This window comes from Hymenobacter puniceus (genome assembly GCF_014333525.1).
Lineage (GTDB): Bacteria > Bacteroidota > Bacteroidia > Cytophagales > Hymenobacteraceae > Hymenobacter.
On the sequence record NZ_JACSCX010000001.1, the window covers coordinates 132,494 to 152,617 of the forward strand.

16 protein-coding genes are annotated in these 20,124 nt (G+C 61.0%); 12 read left to right on the forward strand and 4 right to left on the reverse strand.

The window, feature by feature from the left end; all coding sequences use genetic code 11:
• Positions 1–17 precede the first annotated feature (17 nt).
• The 3 genes from H8B14_RS00575 to tsaD all read right to left on the reverse strand — a co-directional run bounded on the left by H8B14_RS00575 (position 18) and on the right by tsaD (position 2,585).
• A complete protein-coding gene (locus tag H8B14_RS00575) occupies positions 18–821 on the reverse strand; it encodes a C40 family peptidase (protein WP_261989832.1) in 804 nt (267 codons plus the stop codon).
• A gap of 170 nt (positions 822–991) precedes the next feature.
• Positions 992–1,465 carry an SsrA-binding protein SmpB gene (smpB, locus tag H8B14_RS00580; protein WP_187313695.1) on the reverse strand — a complete coding sequence of 158 codons (474 nt, stop codon included), beginning with the start codon at positions 1,463–1,465 and terminating at the stop codon, positions 992–994.
• Positions 1,466–1,574: 109 nt separating this feature from the next.
• Positions 1,575–2,585, reverse strand: coding sequence for a tRNA (adenosine(37)-N6)-threonylcarbamoyltransferase complex transferase subunit TsaD (tsaD, locus tag H8B14_RS00585; RefSeq protein WP_187313696.1), 1,011 nt, complete (start codon positions 2,583–2,585; stop codon positions 1,575–1,577).
• 283 nt (positions 2,586–2,868) lie between these two features.
• On the opposite strand from tsaD, the gene H8B14_RS21255 reads away from it, so the two are divergent.
• From H8B14_RS21255 to H8B14_RS00625, 8 genes are all read left to right on the forward strand, one after another.
• Positions 2,869–7,446: a translocation/assembly module TamB domain-containing protein gene (locus tag H8B14_RS21255; protein WP_187313697.1), complete on the forward strand. Its 4,578-nt coding sequence runs from the start codon at positions 2,869–2,871 to the stop codon at positions 7,444–7,446.
• A gap of 224 nt (positions 7,447–7,670) precedes the next feature.
• Complete coding sequence (locus H8B14_RS00595) at positions 7,671–8,564, forward strand: cell division protein FtsX (protein ID WP_187313698.1); 894 nt, start codon at positions 7,671–7,673, stop codon at positions 8,562–8,564.
• Between the two features lie 97 nt (positions 8,565–8,661).
• Positions 8,662–8,961 carry a DUF3098 domain-containing protein gene (locus H8B14_RS00600; protein ID WP_261989833.1) on the forward strand — a complete coding sequence of 100 codons (300 nt, stop codon included), beginning with the start codon at positions 8,662–8,664 and terminating at the stop codon, positions 8,959–8,961.
• Between the two features lie 111 nt (positions 8,962–9,072).
• On the forward strand, positions 9,073–9,861 hold the full coding sequence (locus tag H8B14_RS00605; RefSeq protein ID WP_187313700.1) for an undecaprenyl-diphosphate phosphatase: 789 nt from the start codon (positions 9,073–9,075) through the stop codon (positions 9,859–9,861).
• A gap of 5 nt (positions 9,862–9,866) precedes the next feature.
• Positions 9,867–10,679: a tRNA pseudouridine(55) synthase TruB gene (gene truB, locus H8B14_RS00610; RefSeq protein WP_187313701.1), complete on the forward strand. Its 813-nt coding sequence runs from the start codon at positions 9,867–9,869 to the stop codon at positions 10,677–10,679.
• Between the two features lie 94 nt (positions 10,680–10,773).
• Entirely contained in the window at positions 10,774–11,727 is a 954-nt protein-coding gene (locus tag H8B14_RS00615; protein ID WP_187313702.1) for a bifunctional riboflavin kinase/FAD synthetase, read from the forward strand.
• 97 nt (positions 11,728–11,824) lie between these two features.
• The gene (locus H8B14_RS00620; RefSeq protein WP_187313703.1) at positions 11,825–12,523 is read left to right on the forward strand and encodes a CoA transferase subunit A; all 699 of its coding nucleotides are present in this window, start codon (positions 11,825–11,827) and stop codon (positions 12,521–12,523) included.
• Between the two features lie 105 nt (positions 12,524–12,628).
• Positions 12,629–13,285 carry a 3-oxoacid CoA-transferase subunit B gene (locus tag H8B14_RS00625; protein ID WP_187313704.1) on the forward strand — a complete coding sequence of 219 codons (657 nt, stop codon included), beginning with the start codon at positions 12,629–12,631 and terminating at the stop codon, positions 13,283–13,285.
• A gap of 167 nt (positions 13,286–13,452) precedes the next feature.
• Here H8B14_RS00625 and H8B14_RS00630 read toward each other — a convergent pair whose 3' ends face one another.
• Entirely contained in the window at positions 13,453–13,929 is a 477-nt protein-coding gene (locus H8B14_RS00630; RefSeq protein ID WP_187313705.1) for a hypothetical protein, read from the reverse strand.
• Positions 13,930–14,014: 85 nt separating this feature from the next.
• Here H8B14_RS00630 and H8B14_RS00635 point away from each other — a divergent pair, with 85 nt between their 5' ends.
• The 4 genes from H8B14_RS00635 to H8B14_RS00650 all read left to right on the forward strand — a co-directional run bounded on the left by H8B14_RS00635 (position 14,015) and on the right by H8B14_RS00650 (position 20,109).
• A complete protein-coding gene (locus H8B14_RS00635; RefSeq protein ID WP_187313706.1) occupies positions 14,015–15,136 on the forward strand; it encodes a hypothetical protein in 1,122 nt (373 codons plus the stop codon).
• 333 nt (positions 15,137–15,469) lie between these two features.
• Entirely contained in the window at positions 15,470–17,011 is a 1,542-nt protein-coding gene (locus tag H8B14_RS00640) for a bifunctional GNAT family N-acetyltransferase/carbon-nitrogen hydrolase family protein (protein ID WP_261989869.1), read from the forward strand.
• A 156-nt stretch (positions 17,012–17,167) separates the two neighbouring features.
• On the forward strand, positions 17,168–17,890 hold the full coding sequence (locus H8B14_RS00645; protein ID WP_187313708.1) for an SDR family oxidoreductase: 723 nt from the start codon (positions 17,168–17,170) through the stop codon (positions 17,888–17,890).
• Positions 17,891–18,129: 239 nt separating this feature from the next.
• The gene (locus H8B14_RS00650) at positions 18,130–20,109 is read left to right on the forward strand and encodes a DUF4394 domain-containing protein (RefSeq protein WP_187313709.1); all 1,980 of its coding nucleotides are present in this window, start codon (positions 18,130–18,132) and stop codon (positions 20,107–20,109) included.
• The last annotated feature ends 15 nt before the right edge of the window (positions 20,110–20,124 follow it).

Sequence of the window (20,124 nt, forward strand, 5' to 3'; positions counted from 1 at the left end):
GTCGGGTAGCCCTGCGGCTACTCTGCCAGCAAGCGTTTGATGAGGCGCAGCTTGTGTGTGTACTTCTGCCGGTCGCGGTGGAAGATACCGTTGTGGTCGAGCGGGTCGATGCGGACCTCGCCGCTGGCGTGCAGGATCTGCTGATCCTCCAGCAGCAGCCCCACGTGCACGATGTTGCCGTCGGCGTTATCGAAAAAGGCCAGGTCGCCGGGCTGGGTCTGGGCCACGAAGTGCACGGGTTGCCCCAGGTCGATTTGCTGGCGGGCGTCGCGCGGGAGCTGCACCCCAATCAGGCCATAGAGCTGCTGCATCAGCCCCGAGCAGTCGATGCCAAACAGGCTCTTTCCGCCCCACAGGTAAGGCGCTTTCAGATACGTGAGGGCCATTTTCTGGAGCAGGCGCAGGCGCTGATCCACGGGGCCGTGCGGGCCGTGGCCGTTCTGGGGGTTGGTGGCCGCACCATTGTAAAACATCTGCTGCTCGCCCACACGCAGCGTCATGCCATCGAAAAACGGCAGGCGTGAGCCCAGCTGCACCGGTATTCGGGTGTTGGGGCAGCTCACCATCTGCACCACATCCAGCGTGCGCGGGTGGTCCTGTGCCTGCCACGCCGCCAGATACTCACTGCTTACGGGTGTGTGCTGCTTGAAATCCATCCAGCCCACGTACTGGTCGGCAGCGGTCCGGATCTGAATCCACATGCCCTGGGTGAGCAAAATGGAATAGCACTCCCCGAAAATAAGCTGGGTGACGATTTCGGCTTTATCGGTGGGCTCCGTGCGCACCGGCACAACGCTCAGAGCGCAGATTCCGTGTTCCAAGACAGTGAGTTATTGGATTGTGGAGTGGTGAGTTAATAGTACAAAGAACGTCATGCCTAATCTGATGTCCGCGAAGTCAAAGCATCTCTCCCGCCAAAGTAATCTGAATACTACTCGGTAGAGATGCTTCGGCAAGCTCAGCATGACGTTCTGTATAAAACCGTTCAATGCTAATAGTCCCGGGCGCGGTCCATTTCGCGCTTCTGGTCTTTGGCTTTGAGGTCGTCGCGCTTATCGTAAAGCTTCTTGCCTTTGGCCAACGCAATTTCCACCTTGGCAAAGCCCCGGTCGCTGACGTACATGCGCAACGGAATGATGGTGAGGCCCTGCTCCTGGTTTTTGTTGGCCAGCTGCTTCAGTTCGCGCTTGTTAAGCAGCAGCTTGCGGGCGCGCATGGGCTCGTGGTTGTTGTAGGTGCCCTCGGTGTATTTGGCAATCGTGACTTGGTTGAGCCACAGGCTGCCGTCGGTGTGGAAGGTGCAGAAGCCGTCCTGCAGTTGCACACTGCCCTCGCGGATGCTCTTGATTTCGGTGCCCTGCAGCATAATGCCGGCGTCGTACTTCACCAGAAAGGCGTATTCGTGGCTGGCACGGCGGTTCTGGATATTGATGCGCTTGGGTGCGTCGTCTTTTTTGGAAGCCATAAGAAAAGTGGCTGCTTGTAGAAGCAGCGTAAGCAGGTTCGCAAATGCGGCCGGCAAGGTTGCGAAATATTCTCTTGGAGTAATTTCAGACATGTTGAGGCGGCCGCCTCTACCCCAGTTTCAGGCGCGGGTCGGAGCTGACGAGCTGGTCGGCGAAGTCGCCGGCGTGGTACTGGAACTCGGCAGTTTTGGCCACCATGCCGGCGTTGTCGGTGCAAAACTGGAAGGCCGGGATGAACACCTGCCAGCCCTGGGCCGCGGCCTCGTCCTGCAAGGCCTGCCGCAAGCCGGAGTTGGCGGCCACGCCGCCCGCCAGCGCAATCTGGGTGAGGCCTTGGTCGGCGGCGGCACGGCGCAGCTGGCGCAGCAGCGTCTGGATGATGGTGTGCTGAATACTGGCGCAGAGGTCGGGCAGGTTCTGCTGCACGAAGTCGGGATTCTGGGCGGTTTCCTTGCGCAAAAAGTACAGCACCGAGGTTTTCAGGCCGCTAAAGCTGAAATCGTAGCCGGGCATGGCGCCCACCGGAAACGGGAAGCGCGTAGGGTTGCCTTCACGCGCCAGCTTATCGAGGTGCGGGCCGCCCGGATACGGCAGCCCCAGCAGCTTGGCGGTTTTGTCGAAAGCCTCGCCGGCAGCATCGTCGATGGTCTGGCCGATGATGTCCATTTCCAGCGCCGACTTCACCACCACCAGCTGCGTGTGGCCGCCACTCACGGTGAGGCACAGAAACGGAAACACCGGCCGCGGCTCCTCGATGAAGTGCGCCAGAATATGGGCCCGCATATGATTAACGGCAATCAGCGGCTTGCCCAAGGCCAGGGCCAGGGTTTTGGCGAACATGCCACCTACCAATAAAGACCCCAGTAGGCCCGGCCCCTGGGTGAAGGCCACGGCGTCGAGGTCCTGCTTGCGGATGCCGGCCTTTTGCAGCGCGGCATTCACTACCGGAATGAGGTGCTGCTGGTGGGCGCGCGAGGCCAGCTCGGGCACCACGCCGCCGTATTGCTCGTGTACCTGCTGAGTGGCCACCACATTGGCCCGGATTTCGCCGGCCACCAATACGGCCGCCGAGGTGTCGTCGCAGGAAGATTCGATGGCGAGGATGGTGGGCTGCTCCATAGTATATGCTGCGAAGCGGCGCTTCGCTCGTTGAACGGTGAGAGTTTTTCTGAAAACAATGCATCGGCTGGCTGGCACGGTTTTGCGAGGCTCCGGCTATGTAGCCCCATGAACCGCTTCAAGCCATGCAGGACACTGCTTTGGTTGCAAAGTTCGTTAAAACTGCTAACCTGCACCCGCGCTGCTTCGTTGTTGCGGCAACGGTTGCCCGGCCGCCGGCGTCTGTCGGGCAACTGCCAACCCTGTATCTTCGCTCGAATATTCTCTTTCCCCCCTGCCCGCCGTGCCCCGTTTCGTCTCCGTTCTGCTGAAAGTGCTGCTGGGCCTCGTGCTGGTGGTGGTGCTAGCCGTGGTGGGGGCGCTAGTGGCCCTGCGCGTGCCCAGCGTACAAACGCGCCTCGCCCAGAAGGCCGCCCAGGTGCTCACCGACAAGCTGGGCCAGCGCGTGACCGTGGGCCGGGTGGACATCCGCCCGTTTTCGCGGGTGCTGCTGGAAGGCATCCGGGTGCTGGACCGCCGCGGCGACGAGCTGTTCAGCGTGGGTCGCGCCGACGCCGACATTACGCTGTTCAGCGTGCTGAGCCCCGACCGCCTACACATCGGCAAGCTGACACTGGAGGAGCCCCGCTTTGCGCTGGTCACCTACAAAGACCGGCCCGACACCACCAACCTCGCCGAGTTTCTGGCGGCCATCAAGCGTCTCGTGGGCCCTTCCGACACCACCAAAGTCAGCAAGCCCTTCGACTTCAAGATTGAGGCCATCAGTCTGCGCAACGGGCGCTTCATTCTGGAGCGCCAGGATGAGCCCCGCGAGCCGTATTATGGCCGCTCGCTGGACTACGGCCACATGCGCGTAGACAGTATATACGGCGACTTTTCGCAGATCTGGCTGCGCGGCGACACCATTCACTCTCAAATCGACGGGCTGCGGGCTGTGGATCTGCCGTCGAAAACCCGCCTGCGCGAACTGACGTCCAACATGACCTACGCCGGCAAATTCTGGGAGTTTGGGGGCCTAAATCTGCGCGTGGGCAACAGCCAGTTGCACGATTACCTGCGCTTCGAGTACCCACGCTTTCTGGCCTTCACCAGCTTCAACGACTCGGTGAGGGTGGTGGCCCGCCTGAAGCCCTCCCGCCTTTACTCTGACGACATTGCCCAGTTTGCGCCCCAGCCATTCATGCGCGAGCTAAAAGAGACGGTCCTGATTGCAGGCGAGGCCAAAGGCTACGTGCGCAACTTCACCACCAAAAACCTCGACATCACCTACGGCCGCAACACGCGCGTAGTGGGCAACATCAACGTGGAAGGCCTGCCCAACCTCAAGGAAAGCTTCGTGGAAATGCGCCTGCAGCCTTCGGTGGTCGATGGGCGCGACATCCGCAAGTTCATTCCGGCCTCGGGCTGGCCCTACGTGCAGCGACTGGGCGTGGTGAAGCTGAAAGGGCAGTTTCTGGGCTTCTACAACGACTTCGTGGCCAACGGCTCGTTCCAGACCGCGCTGGGCTCGGTGGTGTCCGACGTGAACCTGAAATTCAAGAACGACCCGCGCTTCTCTTCTTATGAAGGCGACATTCGCACCACCGGCTTCCAGTTGGGCAAGCTGCTGGGCCAGGAAAAAGTGGTGCGCGACGTGACCTTTAGCGGCCGGGTGGAAGGCATAGGCTTCACGCCCGAAGGTGCCCGCCTCACGGCCAACGCCACCGTGCAAAGCATCTGGCTGAACGGCTACCGCTACCGCAACATCACCACCAACGGGCGGTTCAGCCGCGAGTCGTTTACGGGCAAGATTGCCGCCAACGACCCCAACCTGCAGTTCGACGCCGACGGCAGCATCGACCTCAACCGGCAGCGCCAAGCCTTTGATGTGCGGGCCCGCGTGCGCCGCGCCGATTTGCGCGCCCTGGGCCTCACCAAGCAAAGCGTGGTGGTAGCCACCACCGCCGACGTGAAGTTCCGGGGCCTGCGCCTCGACGAGTTGATTGGGCGGATTCAGCTGCGCAAGTCGCGGGTGAGCTATGCCGGCCGCACCGTGGCCGTGGATACGCTGGACGTGGTGAGTGCCCGCACGGCCGGCCAGCGCCGGCTGGCCGTGCGCTCGGAAGTGCTGAACCTGACGGCTAACGGCAACTTCGATTTCACGGAAGTAATCCGGAGCACTGAGGTACTGCTGACCGAGTACCGCCTGAACTTCGAGAGCAACGACGCGGCCATTGCCGACTACTATCGCCGCAAGCGCCAGCGTCCGATTCCGGAGTACGCCATCGACCTGGATTTGTACCTGAAAAAGCCGAACCCGCTGCTGCGCCTGTTTATGCCGGGGCTGCAGGTGTCCAACTACTCGCGCATCGACGGCTCGTTCCGCAACGGCCAGACGTCGATTCTGGAGTTGGGCGGCAGTTTTGATACTCTTATTGTGGACAGCGTGCGCACCTACCGCACGGCGTTTGAATTCAACACCTCCAAGCTGCCCTACCGGCCGGAGGTGCTGGCGCAGGCCAACGTAACGTCGGAGCGGCAGGTGCTGCCGGGACTGGGCCGCACCCAGGGCTTCTATATAGAAGGCGTCTGGGACCAGGAGCGCATCAACTTCTCCACGGCGCTGGCCCAGACTAACACCACCAACAAAGCCCAGATCAACGGCGCCCTCAGCTTCCTGCCCAACGCCGTGCAGGTGGTATTCCGGCAGTCGGGCGTGAATCTGCTGGGCAAAGACTGGACGATTGCGCAGGATAACTCGGTTATTATTTCGCAGCAAGGCAAGGAGTTTGATATCCAGAACCTGAGCCTCAGCAACGGCGCGCAGAGCGTAAGCGCGCAGGGCTTCCTCTCGCAAAACCCCGCTAAGCAGCTCAAGCTGACGGTGCGCGACCTGGAGCTGGCCACCCTCACGGCCCTGACTTCGCAAAACATGACCGGCCGCGTGAATGCCGAAGGTACCGTGAGCGGCGTGTACGGCCCGCTGGCCATCAGCTCCACGCTCACCGTAGACTCGCTGAAGCTGGATAAGGTGCTGATTGGCAACGTAACGGGCAAAAGCAACTGGGACAACCGCGCCAAGCAGGCCTTGGTGGATCTGGACGTGCTGCGCGACGGCAGCCGCGTGGTGCGCGTGGCGGGCAGTATTGCGCCCTCGCGCGAAAACGAGCAGCTGAACCTTACCGCCACCCTCGATAAAGCCCCCGTGAAGCTGGCCGAGCCATTCCTAAAAACGCTGTTCAAGGATTTGGGCGGCACGGCCGTGGGCACGCTGCGGCTGGCCGGCCGGTTCAGCCAGCCCCGCCTGACGGGCACGCTCGACGTGAGCGACGGGCAGCTGACGTTTATCTACCTGGGCACCACCTACACCTTCGCCGACCGAATCCGGTTCACCGAAGACCGGATTGCGTTGCGCGACATCCGCATGAAGGACCCGTTGGGCAACTCGGGCGTGATTACGGGCGACATTTTCCACGACGGATTCCAGAACATGCGGCTGGCGCTGGAGGCCTCGTTTCGGAAACTACTGGTGCTCAATACCACCCGCAAAGACAACGAGCTATACTTCGGCACAGCCTACGCCACCGGCTCGGCCCGCGTGAACGGGCCGGCCAACAACTTGGTGGTGAACGTACAGGCCAAGTCGGAGCCGGGCACGCGCCTTTCGCTGCCGCTCGACAATGCCGCCCGCGCCGAAAAGGCCAGCTACATCCGCTTCGTCAACCGCAACCTCACTGACACGGCCCGCACGCCGATTCCCATTGGGGCCCAGGAAAAAGTGGATTTGTCGGGCATCCGGCTGAACATGAACCTGGAGGTGACGCCCGACGCCTACGTGGAGATTTTGCTGGATGAAAGCACCGGCGACGTAATTCGGGGCACGGCGGCCGGGCGGCTGCGCCTCAACATCGACACCCGCGGCGACTTTAACATGTTCGGGCAGATTGAGATTGTGCGCGGGGCCTACAATTTCACGCTGCAGGGTTTGGTCAACAAAGAGTTTGTGGTGCGGCCGGGCGGCACCATTTCCTGGAACGGCGACCCGCTGGCCGGCGAAATGAACGTGACGGCCGCCTACACCCAGCGCACCTCGCTGGCCCCGATTCTGGCCAGCAACAGCGCCGTAGTGCCCGTGACGGCCGTGATGAACCTGACCGGGCCGCTGCTGCTGCCGGTCATCAAGCTGAATCTGGAGTTCAACGATATTCCGTCGTCGCTGGAAAGCGACTTGGTGCCGTTCCTGTCGTCGTTGCGCAACGATGAGCAGGAGCTGAGCCGGCAAGTGTTTAGTCTGGTGGTGTTCCGGCAGCTGGCCCCGGCGGCTTCACTGTCGTCGATTACGTCATTTCAGGGCCAGAATAACGCTTTTGGCAATAGCTTGGGCCAGATCATCAGCACCCAGTTGGGCGCCCTCACCTCGCAGCTCGACCCCAACCTGGAAATCAGCTTCAACTTCAACGGTATTTCGGCCGAGCAGCTGCAGGCCCTGCAGGTGCGCCTCAGCTACTCGTTCCTGAACGGGCGGCTGCGCGTGACCCGGGAAGGCGGCTTCAACAACGGCGTGGTGACGGATGCCAACACTGGCGCCACTACCAACGTGGGCAACAATGCGTCCATCATCGGCGACCTGACGCTGGAATACTACCTGCGCGCCGACGGCAAGTTCCGGGCGAAGCTGCGCTACGAAACCACCCCGCGCGACCTGAGTGCCCTGAGCAACGGCCAAAACCAGGCCCGCGCCGGCATTTCGCTGCTCCACACCGAGCAGTTCGACTCGCTCACGGAGCTATTTGCCCGCAAACACCTCACGCGCAAGCAGCAAAACGCCCGCAAAGCCCGCGAAGTGCTGAACGTGGACGACGACCCGCGGACGAGTTTGTAAGTAGTTGAGGAAACAAAAGGTCGTCATTCCGAGCCTGCGAGGAATCTCGCGTGCTGACGTGGGGAATCACTACCACCCATAGTTCAGGTTTGAACTCTAGGCTAATGAATCGTTTAACGAAGCAGTGCAGATGCTTCGGCCAGCAGACGCCAGATGAAGCATGGCGTTGCTTTCCTCCTTCGTTATCCTTTCATCCTTACTCCCCTTTGCTACCTTTGCCCTCTATGGCCCAACCCCGCCCAACCCGTAAGAAGAAGCTAGGCAGCTACCCGCACACGATGGTAGTGTTCAGCATCACGCTGGCGTTGCTGGTGGTTGGGCTGTTTGGGCTGCTGCTGATTCATGCGCACAAGCTCTCCAACTTGGTGAAGGAGAACATTGAGATGCAGGTGTACCTGGACCGCGACCTGCCGCCCACTGAGCTGCTGCGGCTGCAGCAGGATTTCGCCCGCAAGCCTTACATCGCGCAGCGCGACGGCCAGGCGCAGGTGCGGTTTCTGTCTAAAGAAGAAGGCGCCAAGCAGTTCGTGGAGCAAACCGGCGAAGACTTCCAGCAATTCCTCGGCGACAACCCCTTGCGCGACGCCTACATTCTGAAAATTAACGCTGAGTATTCCGATTCGCTGCAGATGGGCCGCATTGAGCGGGAGCTGAAGGCCGAGCCGGGCGTGCACGAGGTGCAGTACGTGCAAAGCCTGATCAGTTCCATCAACCAGAATGTGCGCAAGCTGAGTTTGGTGCTGCTGGGCTTTGCGGTGGTGCTTACGTTCGTCGTGACGGTACTCATCAACAATACCATCAAGCTGGCCCTGTTCTCGCAGCGCTTCCTGATCCGGAGCATGCAGCTGGTGGGCGCTACCTCGTTTTTCATTCAGCGGCCCTTCCTGAACCGGGCCACCTGGCAGGGCCTCGTGAGCGGCATTCTGGCCAGCTTGCTGCTGCTGGCGCTGCTGCAATATGCCTACCTGCAGGTGGCCGACCTACGCACCCTCCGCGACGACCGCCTGATTGGGGCGCTGCTGCTGGTGATGGTGGCGCTGGGCTGTGGCATCGGCTTTTTGAGTTCTTACCGCGCCGTGCGCAAATACCTGGGCATGTCGCTGGATGATCTGTATTAACAGAATACACAAAGCAGAACGTCATGCTGAGCTTGCCGAAGCATGACCGCCCTCTTATTCATAGACAACAAAATTCATGGAACCTACTTCCTCCCAAATGCCCCGCTTCGCTTTCGGGCCGCGCAACTACCGCCTGATGTTCGTGGGCCTGGCCGTGCTGGCGGCCGGCTTCATCACCATGACGCTGGACACGGCCGACTACGGCGAAGGATTTCTGGGCATCACGCTCGGTCCGATTCTGCTGGTTATCGGCTTCCTGATTGAATTCTGGGCCATCATGGCCAAGCCCGGCGGCACTACGCCGGTAGCGCAGGACCCTGCCACCCGCGAAACGCTGGCCCAGCAGCCTGCCCCAGCCGCCCCGGCGGCGCCGGTCGTCCCTACTTACAAGGGATAGCAGCGCGGCAAAGCCTCTGCTTTGCCCTTCACCGAACGGCCTTATCCGGGTCGGTTCTATTTACCTCGTGCAACCAGGCGCGAAGCTGCTGCTTCGCGCTACTTTCTGCCCATGAACTACTGGTACGCCCTGATTCTGGCTATCGTCGAAGGCCTGACGGAGTTTCTGCCCGTGAGCAGCACCGGCCACATGATTATCGTAGCCAACCTGCTCGGTATCGGGCAGTTGCCGTTCACCGAAACGTTTATCACCTCCATTCAGCTTGGTGCCATCCTGTCGGTGGTGGTGCTGTACTGGCGGCGGTTTCTGCAAAGCTTCGATTTCTACGTGAAGCTGTTTGTGGCCTTTCTGCCGTTTGGCGTGCTGGGGTTTCTGCTCAAAGATGTAATTGAGGAACTCCTGAAAAGCGTGACGGTAGTGGCCGTGTCGCTGGTGGTAGGCGGCGTGATTCTGCTGTTCGTAGACCGTTGGTTTTCTGGTCCGCGCAAAGAAGTAACCACGCCCAGTCTGGCGCAGGCGTTGCGCATTGGCTTGTTTCAGTGTCTGGCCTTGGTGCCGGGCGTGAGCCGCTCGGCCGCCACCATCGTGGGCGGCCTTGCCCAGGGCTTCGACCGTCGCTCGGCTGCCGACTTTTCGTTTCTGCTGGCCGTGCCGACCATGGTTGTCATCACGGCGTATCAGCTCTACAAGACCTATAAAGTAGACGCGCCCGGCATCGAGGACCTTAAGCTGCTGTTGTTCGGCAACGCGGTGGCCTTTGTCGTGGGCTTGCTGGCCGTGAAGTCGTTCGTGAATTTTGTGTCGCGCTTCGGCTTCCGGGCGTTCGGCTTCTACCGCATCATTGTGGGCGTTATCATCTTGGTGATGATTGCGCTGGGCATTCCGATGCAGCTGATATAAGCGTAATGGAAAATCTCCACTCATTTGATTTCGAAGCCGGCGAAGTGCTGCTGATGGACAAGCCGCTCACCTGGTCGTCGTTTGATGTGGTGCGCAAGGTGAAGAACACGCTGCGCATCAAGAAAATCGGCCACGCTGGCACCCTCGACCCATTGGCCACCGGTTTGCTGATTTTGTGCACCGGCAAGAAAACCAAGGAAATCGACCAGATTCAGGCGCAGGAAAAGGAGTACACCGGCACCTTCCGCCTCGGCCAAACCACGCCCAGCTTCGACCTGGAAACGCCCGTGGATGCCGAGTGGCCCTACGCTCACCTGACCGAAGACGCCATCCGGGCAGCTACGGCGCAGTTTACGGGCCTGATTACGCAGACACCGCCACTGTTTTCGGCCGTGAAAGTGAACGGCGAGCGGGCCTATGAAGTAGCGCGGCGCGGCGAGGAAGCGGAAATCAAGAGCAAGCAGGTAACCATCCGGGAATTTGAAATCACGCGCATAGCCCTGCCCGACGTAGACTTCCGCGTGACCTGCTCGAAAGGCACCTACATCCGCAGCCTCGCCCGCGACTTTGGCGTGGCCCTGAACTGCGGCGCCCACCTCACCAAGCTGGTGCGCACCCGCATCGGCGAGTACCGTGTGCAGGACGCCCTGACCATGGAAGCCGTGGAGGCGTTGCGCCCGCCGCGCCCCGAAGGCGAAGTGGAACGGCCGCGCCGCCAGCGCCAGCCACGCCCCGAGCGCCGCGCCGGTCTGGAGTATTTCAATGCCAACCAAACCGATCCGGCCCCGACCACTGCCGCGCCAGACGCTACCGAGTAACAGCATGGTGCGCCGATTGCCTGAGCCGCGGCCCACGCTGCATCCGTAGAACCTGATTTTCTTTAGCGCGCTATTTTGCGCCAATTCATCTCTCATGCACGTCATCCACGATCCGGCGCAATTCCCCCACCTCGGCAATGCCGTCGTGACCAGCGGCACGTTCGACGGCGTGCACATCGGGCACCAGCAAATTCTGCGACGGCTGTGCGAGGTGGCCCAGCTCAGTGGCGGCCCGGCCGTGGTCATCACCTACTGGCCGCACCCGCGGCTGGTGCTGGGGCCGCCGCCCTCCCACCCCGAGCTGCTGGAGCTACGCCTGCTGAGCACCTTGGAAGAACGGGCCGCCAAGCTGGCCGAGTTTGGTGTGGACTACCTGTTGGTGGTGCCCTTCACCCGCGAGTTTGCGCAATGGACCTCGGAAGATTACATCCAGAACATCCTGCTGCACACCGTGGGCACGAGCAAATTAGTGATTGGCTACGACCACCGTTTTGGTAAGAATCGGGAAGGCGGCTTCGACTACCTCAATCAGCATGCCGACCGCTACGGCATGAGTGTGGAGGAAATTCCGCGCGAAGACGTGGACGCCGTGGGCGTGAGCAGCACCCGCATCCGCCGCGCCCTGGAAACCGGCGACGTAGCCACCGCCAACCGCTACCTCGGCTACTCCTATCCGCTGACTGGTATGGTGGTAAAAGGCCGGCAGCTGGGCCGCACCATTGGCTGGCCCACAGCCAATATCGTGTGTGAGGAGCCCCTAAAGCTGATTCCGGCGCGCGGTGTGTATGCCGTACTAGCCACTACGGCCGCCGGCACCCACCACCCGGCCATGCTCAATATCGGCGTGCGCCCTACCATCGGCGGCGACCTGGCCCAAACCGTGGAAGCCCACCTGCTGGACTTCGATGGCGACCTATACGAGCAGCCACTGACAGTGCAGTTCGTAGCGCGCCTGCGCGACGAGCAGAAGTTCAACGGCCTCGATGAACTGAAGGCCCAGCTGGCCCTGGATGCCGAAGACGCCCGCCAGCACCTGATAGGTGGATGATTTTTCTCGTAGTTTCTCGCAGTGTGCTGACGACTGAACGCTGCGAGACACTGCGAGAAATTCTACCTTGCTGCCCCAAACATCCCACCCACTTCCTATGATCAATAAAGTAGTAGCCGGCCCGGAAGAAGCCCTGCAGGGCCTGACGGACGGCATGACCCTGATGCTCGGCGGCTTCGGCCTGTGCGGCATCCCCGAAAACAGCATCCGCGAAATTCTGCGCCTGGGTGTGCGCAACCTTACGTGCATCAGCAACAACGCCGGCGTCGATGATTTTGGCATCGGGCTGCTGCTGCAAACCAAGCAGGTGCGCAAGATGATTTCCAGCTACGTAGGCGAAAACGCCGAGTTTGAGCGGCAATTGCTGAGCGGCGAGCTAGAAGTGGAGCTGATTCCGCAAGGCACGCTGGCCGAGCGGTGCCGGGCCGGTGGCGCAGGCATCCCGGCCTTTTACACGCCGGCCGGCTACGGCACCGAGGTAGGCGAAGGCAAGGAAAGCCGCGAGTTCAACGGCAAGATGTACCTGCTGGAAACTGCCCTGCACGCCGATTACGCCTTCGTGAAAGCCTGGCGTGGCGACACGGCCGGCAACTTGATTTTCAAGGGTACGGCCCGCAACTTCAACCCGATGATGGCCACGGCCGGCAAAATCACGGTGGCGGAGGTGGAAGAGCTGGTACCCGCCGGCGAGCTGGACCCCAACCAGATTCATACGCCCGGCATCTTCGTGCAGCGCATCTATCAGGGCAAAAACTACGAGAAGCGCATTGAGCAGCGCACGGTGCGGCAGGGGTAATGAGGTGATGAAGGGAAACATAATGAGGTGACAAAATCCATCCTCAGCTTTCCCCAAACGTCCTTTTCAACCTCATCACTTCATCACCTTTTACCTCATTATCCCATGTTAGATAAACACGGCATTGCGAAGCGCATTGCACAGGAAGTCCAGAACAACTCCTACGTCAACCTCGGCATTGGCATCCCGACGCTGGTGGCCAACTACATTCCCGACGGCATCAATGTAGAGCTGCAAAGCGAAAACGGCCTGCTGGGCATGGGCCCCTTCCCCACCGACGACCAGGTAGACCCCGACCTCATCAATGCCGGCAAGCAGACCGTCACGACGCTGCCCGGCTCCAGTTTGTTCAGCTCCGCTGATTCGTTCGGTATGATCCGGGGCGAGCATGTGGACCTGACGATTCTGGGCGCTATGGAGGTTTCCGAAAACGGCGACATTGCCAACTGGAAGATTCCGGGCAAGATGGTGAAGGGCATGGGCGGCGCCATGGACCTAGTGGCTTCGGCCAAAAACATCATCGTGGCCATGCAGCACGTAGCACGCGACGGCAGCAGCAAGCTGCTGCCCGCCTGCACGCTGCCCATCACCGGTTTGCGCTGCGTGAAAAAAATCGTGACCGAGCTGGCCGTCATCGACGTGACGCCCGACGGCTTTGTGCTGCGCGAGCGGGCGCCCGGCGTGACCGTGGAACAGATTCAGGCCGCCACGGCCGGCAAGCTGGTAGTGCGCGGCGAAATCCCGGAAATGACGGGTGTGTAAATTCGTGAAGAGGCGAATAGTGATGAGGTGATGAAGTAAGCGTGTCAAGCAGAGGCGCAGCCGAAGCATCTCGCATGCTGAGGTTGAGACGACCCGAAATACGACGCTCCGCTCGGGACCGACGTTCTTACTTCGTCACCTTATCACCATTTACTTCTTCACCGCTCTCATTTCAGCCGACGGTAAGCTTGGGCCATGATGCGCTCGGCGGCTTCGGCGGTGAAGTGAGCGAAGTAGCGCCGCAGGTGGGTTAGGGCGGCAGCGGCACTGAGGCCGCCGGCCCGCACGGCATCGGCAAGATGGTCGGCCAGGTCGTCGGGATGACTGGTGAGGGCCGGAAACTCGTGCTGCAGCTTGTAGCCGGCCAGCACGTTCACGCGTAGCTCGGGGGAAGCGCCCGGCACCTGCGTCAATAGGCGCTCCATCACCAACTGCACTTCATCCATGAACAGCGTGCGCACCAGGCCGGGCGGCGTGGGCACCAGCTGGCCGGGGGCCGCTACCAGCAGCACGGCCGCAGGCATATCGGGCTGCCAGCGGCTGGGGTCGGATGGGGCGCATAGCCAGGCTGTGGGCGGAAACCCATCGGGCTGAGCGAGCAGGCGGCCCAGCGTCTGGAGGCGGCGTTCTTCGGGCGGAAGCATGGCTGCAAGGTACAACAGCGCACCCGAATGCCTTTCAGAACGGCGTTGGCGCTATATTGAGGTTTCGCCGTTTACTTCTGCTCTTATGCGCTACTGCTACCCGTTGCTCCTGCTCGCCGTGTCGGCGCTGTCAGCCCAGGCCCAAACTGCCACTTCCCCCACCATCACCCGCACCGACATGCCGGTGCCGAGCGACACGCTGCGCCAAAGTACGGCGGCTGTGCAGCTGCCGGCCAGCGCTCCGCCCCTCAGCCGCCGCGGGCCCAACCAGACCTGGAACTACAGCGGGCTGACTGCTACCGCGCAGAATGTGGCGCGCTTCACTACCGTGCCCAACCAGCCGCTCTACACGTTCACGTTCAACTCGGCCCTGAGCGGCGCCAACCGCGCCACGGTAGCCTCGCCGCAAGCGGTGCCGGTGCCGCCCGGCTTCGCGCTGCCCGTCACCGACCCGTATCAGTTTTTCAACGCCTCCGTTGCTGATTTCCGCTCGGTGGGCTACGGCGGCACGCTGGCCGGCACGGCTGTGCCCGTCACGTATGCCAGCGCCAGCCAGCAGGACATCATTTATCGGTTTCCGCTCAGCTACGCCAGTCCGGCTGATTCCAGCAACTCGTTTTTCAGCATCAGTGTGCCTGGCACCGGCTACCTCAGCCAGCGCCGCAAGCGGGTGAACAAGGCCGATGCCTGGGGCATGCTCACCACGCCCTTCGGCACATTTCAGACGGTGCGCGTCGTGACGCGCCTCGAAGACCACGACAGCGTTTCGGTGGGCACTACCAGCCAGGGGTTTGATTTGCCGGTACGGCGCGAATACAAATGGCTGGCTACCGGCCAGCGCGTGCCGCTGCTCACCATCACCACGGCACAAGTAGGCGGGCAGGAAGTGGTGTCGAACGTAGAGTACCGCGACATATACCGCCGCATCGTGCTAAAAAACGGCCCAAGCCTGGCCGAAACCGCGCTGCAGCTCTATCCGAATCCAGGCAATGCACAGGCGGCGCTACACCTCGCGCGCACCACAGGCGGCGCGGCCACCATTACGGCCACCGACCTGGCCGGGCGGCGGCTGTTTCAGTATGCGCTGCCTCCGGCGGTGCGGCAAATAGAGTTACCAGCGACGCTGTTTGGGAGCTTTCGGGGTGTGGCCGTGCTGCACATACAAACCCCGGATGGGGTGGCCGTACGGCGCGTGGTGCGGCAGTAATGCTTCAGTCAGTGTTGTTGGACTTGGCATAGGAGCTTCGCCCTGTTGGCAGCCTGTGGCGAAGAGTAGAACTGAGTCTTTTTGCCGCCGAATTTGTTGTTCTGCCCGTAAGACAGAGCCGTCCCCAACTGAGGCCGGTATCTTTGTGCTTTCCTCTGACACTCTCCGCTACCTGATATGGCCACAAACTCGAGCAACAAGGCTGCCGGTGGCAGCCACGCCAAAAAACAATCTACCGCCGCCACCGAGCGGCTCACCCCTACGGCCGTACCCGCCCACAAACTAGTACTGCGCACCCTGAAACGCTCTGATTTCAAGGTGGTGCAAGAAATCATGGACAAGGTGTACTCCAACATGGAGGGCGCCTGGTCGCAGGAAGAGTACAACAACCTGCTCAAGAAATTCCCCGAGGGCCAGATCTGCATCGAGGACAACGGGCAGGTGGTGGCGGCCGCGCTGGCCATCATTGTGCAGTATTCCGACTTCGGCGACCGGCACACCTACGCCAAAATCACGGGCCACGGCAAGTTTGATACCCACAACTCCGACGGTGACACCTTGTATGGCGTGGACGTATTCGTGGACCCCGAGTACCGCAGCCTGCGCCTGGGCCGCCGCTTGTATGACGCCCGCAAGGAGCTGTGTGAGAACCTGAATTTGCGCGCCATGGTGGCCGGCGGCCGGATTCCCGGCTACAATCAGTACGCCGAGGAAATGACGCCCGCCAAGTACGTGGAGATGGTACGCAATAAGGAGCTGGTTGACCCCATCCTTACCTTCCAGCTCTCCAACGACTTCTACGTCCGCAAAATCATCCGCGGGTACCTGCCCTACGACTCCGAAAGCAAGGCCTATGCCACGCTGCTGGAGTGGATCAACGTGTACTACGACGAGGAATTCGACAAGCTGATCGGTAACCAGAAGTCCAACGTGCGCATCGGCATCGTGCAGTGGCAGATGCGCGCGACCAAAAACCTGGAGGACTTTTTCCAGCAGATTGAGTTCTTCGTGGACACCGTTTCGGGCTACAAGGCCGACTGCGTGCTGTTCCCCGAGTTCTTCAACGCGCCCATGATGGCCCTCACCAACGAGGAGTCACCCTCGGTAGCTATCCGCTCGATGGCGGCCTTCACCGAGCCCATCAAAACCAAGATGATGGAACTGGCCGTGAGCTATAACATCAACGTCATTGCCGGCTCGATGCCGCTTTACGAGGATGGCAAACTCTATAACGTGAGCTACCTCTGCCGCCGCGACGGCACCGTGGACGAGCAATACAAGCTGCACGTAACGCCCGACGAGGCCAGCTACTGGGGCATGCGCGGCGGCGACAAGCTGCGCTGCTTCGACACCGACTTCGGCAAAATCGGCATCCTGATCTGCTACGACGTGGAGTTTCCGGAGCTGAGCCGCATGCTGAGCGACGAAGGCATGAAAATCCTGTTCGTGCCCTTCTGGACCGATACCAAGAACGCCTACCAGCGCGTGCGCCTCTGCGCCCAGGCCCGAGCCATCGAAAATGAGTGCTACGTGGCCATTACCGGCTCGGTGGGCAACCTACCCCGCGTGGAAAACATGGACATTCAGTACTCGCAGAGCGCCGTGTTCAGCCCTAGTGATTTTGCCTTCCCCCACGACGCCATTGTGGCCGAGGCTACGCCGAACACGGAAATGACCCTGATTGCCGACCTCGACCTGGATTTGCTCAAAGACCTGAACACCAGCGGTGCCGTGCGCAACCTGCGCGACCGGCGCAAGGACCTGTACTCGCTGAGCTGGTCGAAGAAAACGGAGCGCGACGACGAGTTGCTGGCCCAAGGCGAGGAGCGCGCCCCCAAAACCGCCAGCCGCCGCAAGGCCGTGTCGGCGGGGTAGTCCTGCTCCTAAACAACACACTGTTTTAAACGGCCTGTCAGTTTCTGATGGGCCGTTTTGCATTGTGCAGAATTCGGGGTTAGCGCGCTGGGTTGGCGGTTTTTCATTAAACTGCGGGCCCCTCCCCATAATGCCACCTTTCATTTTTCCCTACTTATGAAACGCGTCCTTATTACTGGGGCAAACCGCGGCCTGGGCCTAGAGCTCACCCGGCAGGCACTGGAGCGCGGCGACACGGTGTTTGCCACCTGCCGCCGGCCCGAATCCGCTACCGACCTGCACGAGCTGGCCAGCCAATATCCGGCCGGCCGCCTCACGCTCGTCGCCCTCGATGTCACCAATGAAGCCAGCATCGAAGCCGCCCGCGCCACCGTGCAGGCGGCTACCGCCAGCCTCGACCTGCTCATCAATAACGCCGGCGTGTACCCGGGTGCCGGGCCCGAAGACCCGGAAAACCAGCGCCTGGGGCAGTTCACGGCCGATGTGGCGCTGCAGGTGCTGCGCGTGAATGCCGTGGGCCCGCTGCTGGTTGCGCAGGCCTTTCTGAATCTGTTGCGCGCCGGCACCAAGCCGCGCATTCTGAGCCTATCGTCGGGGCAGGGCTCCATTACCTGGAAAGCGTCCGGCGACCCGTACCACTACAGCGCCAGCAAAGCCACCCTGAATATGTACATGCGCGCTTTGGCCGCCGAAATCGGGCAGTACGGCGTGCTGTCGATGCTGGTGGATCCGGGCTGGGTGCGCACCGGCATGGGTGGCACGGCCGCCGCCCAGGACCCGGCCGTAGCAGCCAAGGGTATTCTGCGCCTCGCCGAGCAGCTGCACGACGAGGAAAACGGCAGCTTCGTGACCTGGCAGAATGAGTTTGTGCCTTGGTAGACTGTTTGTTGCCGTCTAGCGCATCACAAGGATGACCTTTGAAAAAAGGTCATCCTTTTTTGTTTTTGAAGCACTACAGTACGCCTTGCCAGAGCCACACGCTTTCGTGCCACCTTACGTATCTCATTAAAAATGTAATAAAAGCAGTCCAAGTAGTTTATCTGTCCGTAAGGAAAATAAGCAGGCAGCCATTGGCACCTGATTTTACTTTCTCTTTAACCCCTTTTTCATTTCTCGTTATGCGTCAAAAAGCTACTTCGCGCACTTCTTCCTGGCGTTCTGCCTTTCTAGGTTTAGCCGCACTCGGCTTGTCGGCCGGCGCTGCCCAGGCCCAAACGGCCTACGGCATAACCGCAGACCTGTTAGGTGATTATCGGCTGGTTACTTTCCAGCTGACCGCTCCCGGTACTTTTACGGCTACAGCACCGATTACTGGTTTAGCTACCGGCCAGCGGGTGGTAGGCATCGACACGCGCCCAAACACCGGCCAGCTGTTTGCGCTGGGCTATAATGCTGGGGCCACTACCAATAACGCGCAGCTTTACACGCTCGCTACGACCGGTGTTCTTACGCCCGTAGGAAGCCCAGTGACGCTGGCATTAGGTACTGATTTTACGCGTATTGGATTCGACTTCAACCCTACCGTGGACCGTATCCGGGTGACGGCCGGCAACCGAGCTAACGTTCGCCTCAATCCTGTAACGGGTGGCATTGCCGCTACTGATGGCAACCTGACCTACGCCACTACCGACCCTAACGCATCCCAGACGCCTGGCGTCGGCTCGTCGGCCTACACCAACAGCTACATTGGGGCTACCGGCACCACGCTCTACAATCTCGACGAAGCCAACAGCCGCCTCGTCACCCAGATTCCGCCGAACGACGGCACGCTCAATACGGTGGGACCACTAGGGGTAACCACCAACAGCAACCTGCAGATTTCAGATCTGGATGTTTATTTCAACCCGACCACCGGGCAGAACGTTGCCTATATGTCGCTGTCTACGGTGTCGCCGACTTTCACCATCAGCAACCAGCTGTATACCATCAACCTGGCTTCTGGCGCGGCTACGGTTGCCGGTACACTAGGCAACGCCAACAATTTCACATTTATTGACTTGACGGTAGCCATCTCCCGCCCGGCTTCGCTGCCAGCCATCACGGGCCAGCTGGTATACGCGCTGGGTGGCACCAACCTGCTCACGTTTGACTCTGCTAACCCCAGCCTGATCCGCACTTCGGTAGGTATTTCGGGCGTGGATGCCACTCAGACCTTGGTAGGTATGGACGTGCGGCCGGCCACCAACTCGCTGTATGCTCTGGGCTACAATGCCACGGCCCAGACGGCTACAGTATACACCATCAATGCCGCGACGGGAGCAGCCCGCGCCATCAATGCCACGCCGGTAGCGATGGCCCTGGGCACCGGCAGCATCGGCTTCGATTTCAACCCCACCGTTGACCGGATTCGGGTGGTAGGTGCCAACCGCGCTAATTTCCGCCTCAACCCCAACGACGGTGCCGTGGCCTTCACCGATGGCCAGCTCACGTATGCCACCGGCGACGTTAACGCTGCCAACACGCCCTCAATCGGTGCGGCAGCATACACCAATAGCGTGGCCAACGCCACTGCTACCCAGCTTTTCGTTTACGATGAAGCCCGCAACGTGCTGGCGCTCCAGAACCCACCAAACGACGGTACGCTGAACACGCTGGGCACTACGGGACTCACCGCTACCGTGGCCCGCGACGTGGATATGGACATTTTCACTGCTGGCGCCACCAACACGGCGTATCTGGTGGCGAATGCCGCTACTAATGGCAACAGCACTTTCTACACCCTCAACACGACAACCGGTGCCACCACGGCAGTAGGCACGGTGGGCAACGGCAGCGCCATCCGCGACATTGCGGTGGCTGGGGCCGCCGGCGTGACGGGTGTGCGCCAAGCCGAGCTGGCTACCAACCTTTCTCTCTACCCCAACCCGCTGCGCGGCGTTGCCAGTGTCAGCTTCGGGCTGCCCCGCGCCGCCCGTGTTACGCTGGTCGTGACGGACGCCTTGGGCCGCACCGTGGACACGGTAGATGCAGGCCTGCGCCCGGCTGGCTCGCAAGTGGTAAAATGGGAAAGCAAAGGCCAGGCCGCCGGCACCTATTTCCTGAATCTGCGCTTCGACAACCAGCCAGCCGGCACGCGCCAGGTTATCGTGACGGAATAATTTTCGCCTAAAGTA

Excerpts from the sequence above, each read along its gene's own strand:
- smpB (WP_187313695.1), bottom strand. The coding sequence starts at position 1,465 with ATGGCTTCCAAAAAAGACGACGCACCCAAGCGCATCAATATCCAGAAC.
- tsaD (WP_187313696.1), bottom strand. The coding sequence starts at position 2,585 with ATGGAGCAGCCCACCATCCTCGCCATCGAATCTTCCTGCGACGACACC.
- H8B14_RS00595 (WP_187313698.1), top strand. The coding sequence starts at position 7,671 with ATGGCCCAACCCCGCCCAACCCGTAAGAAGAAGCTAGGCAGCTACCCG.
- H8B14_RS00600 (WP_261989833.1), top strand. The coding sequence starts at position 8,662 with ATGCCCCGCTTCGCTTTCGGGCCGCGCAACTACCGCCTGATGTTCGTG.
- H8B14_RS00605 (WP_187313700.1), top strand. The coding sequence starts at position 9,073 with ATGAACTACTGGTACGCCCTGATTCTGGCTATCGTCGAAGGCCTGACG.
- truB (WP_187313701.1), top strand. The coding sequence starts at position 9,867 with ATGGAAAATCTCCACTCATTTGATTTCGAAGCCGGCGAAGTGCTGCTG.
- H8B14_RS00615 (WP_187313702.1), top strand. The coding sequence starts at position 10,774 with ATGCACGTCATCCACGATCCGGCGCAATTCCCCCACCTCGGCAATGCC.
- H8B14_RS00620 (WP_187313703.1), top strand. The coding sequence starts at position 11,825 with ATGATCAATAAAGTAGTAGCCGGCCCGGAAGAAGCCCTGCAGGGCCTG.
- H8B14_RS00625 (WP_187313704.1), top strand. The coding sequence starts at position 12,629 with ATGTTAGATAAACACGGCATTGCGAAGCGCATTGCACAGGAAGTCCAG.
- H8B14_RS00630 (WP_187313705.1), bottom strand. The coding sequence starts at position 13,929 with ATGCTTCCGCCCGAAGAACGCCGCCTCCAGACGCTGGGCCGCCTGCTC.
- H8B14_RS00635 (WP_187313706.1), top strand. The coding sequence starts at position 14,015 with ATGCGCTACTGCTACCCGTTGCTCCTGCTCGCCGTGTCGGCGCTGTCA.
- H8B14_RS00640 (WP_261989869.1), top strand. The coding sequence starts at position 15,470 with ATGGACAAGGTGTACTCCAACATGGAGGGCGCCTGGTCGCAGGAAGAG.
- H8B14_RS00645 (WP_187313708.1), top strand. The coding sequence starts at position 17,168 with ATGAAACGCGTCCTTATTACTGGGGCAAACCGCGGCCTGGGCCTAGAG.
- H8B14_RS00650 (WP_187313709.1), top strand. The coding sequence starts at position 18,130 with ATGCGTCAAAAAGCTACTTCGCGCACTTCTTCCTGGCGTTCTGCCTTT.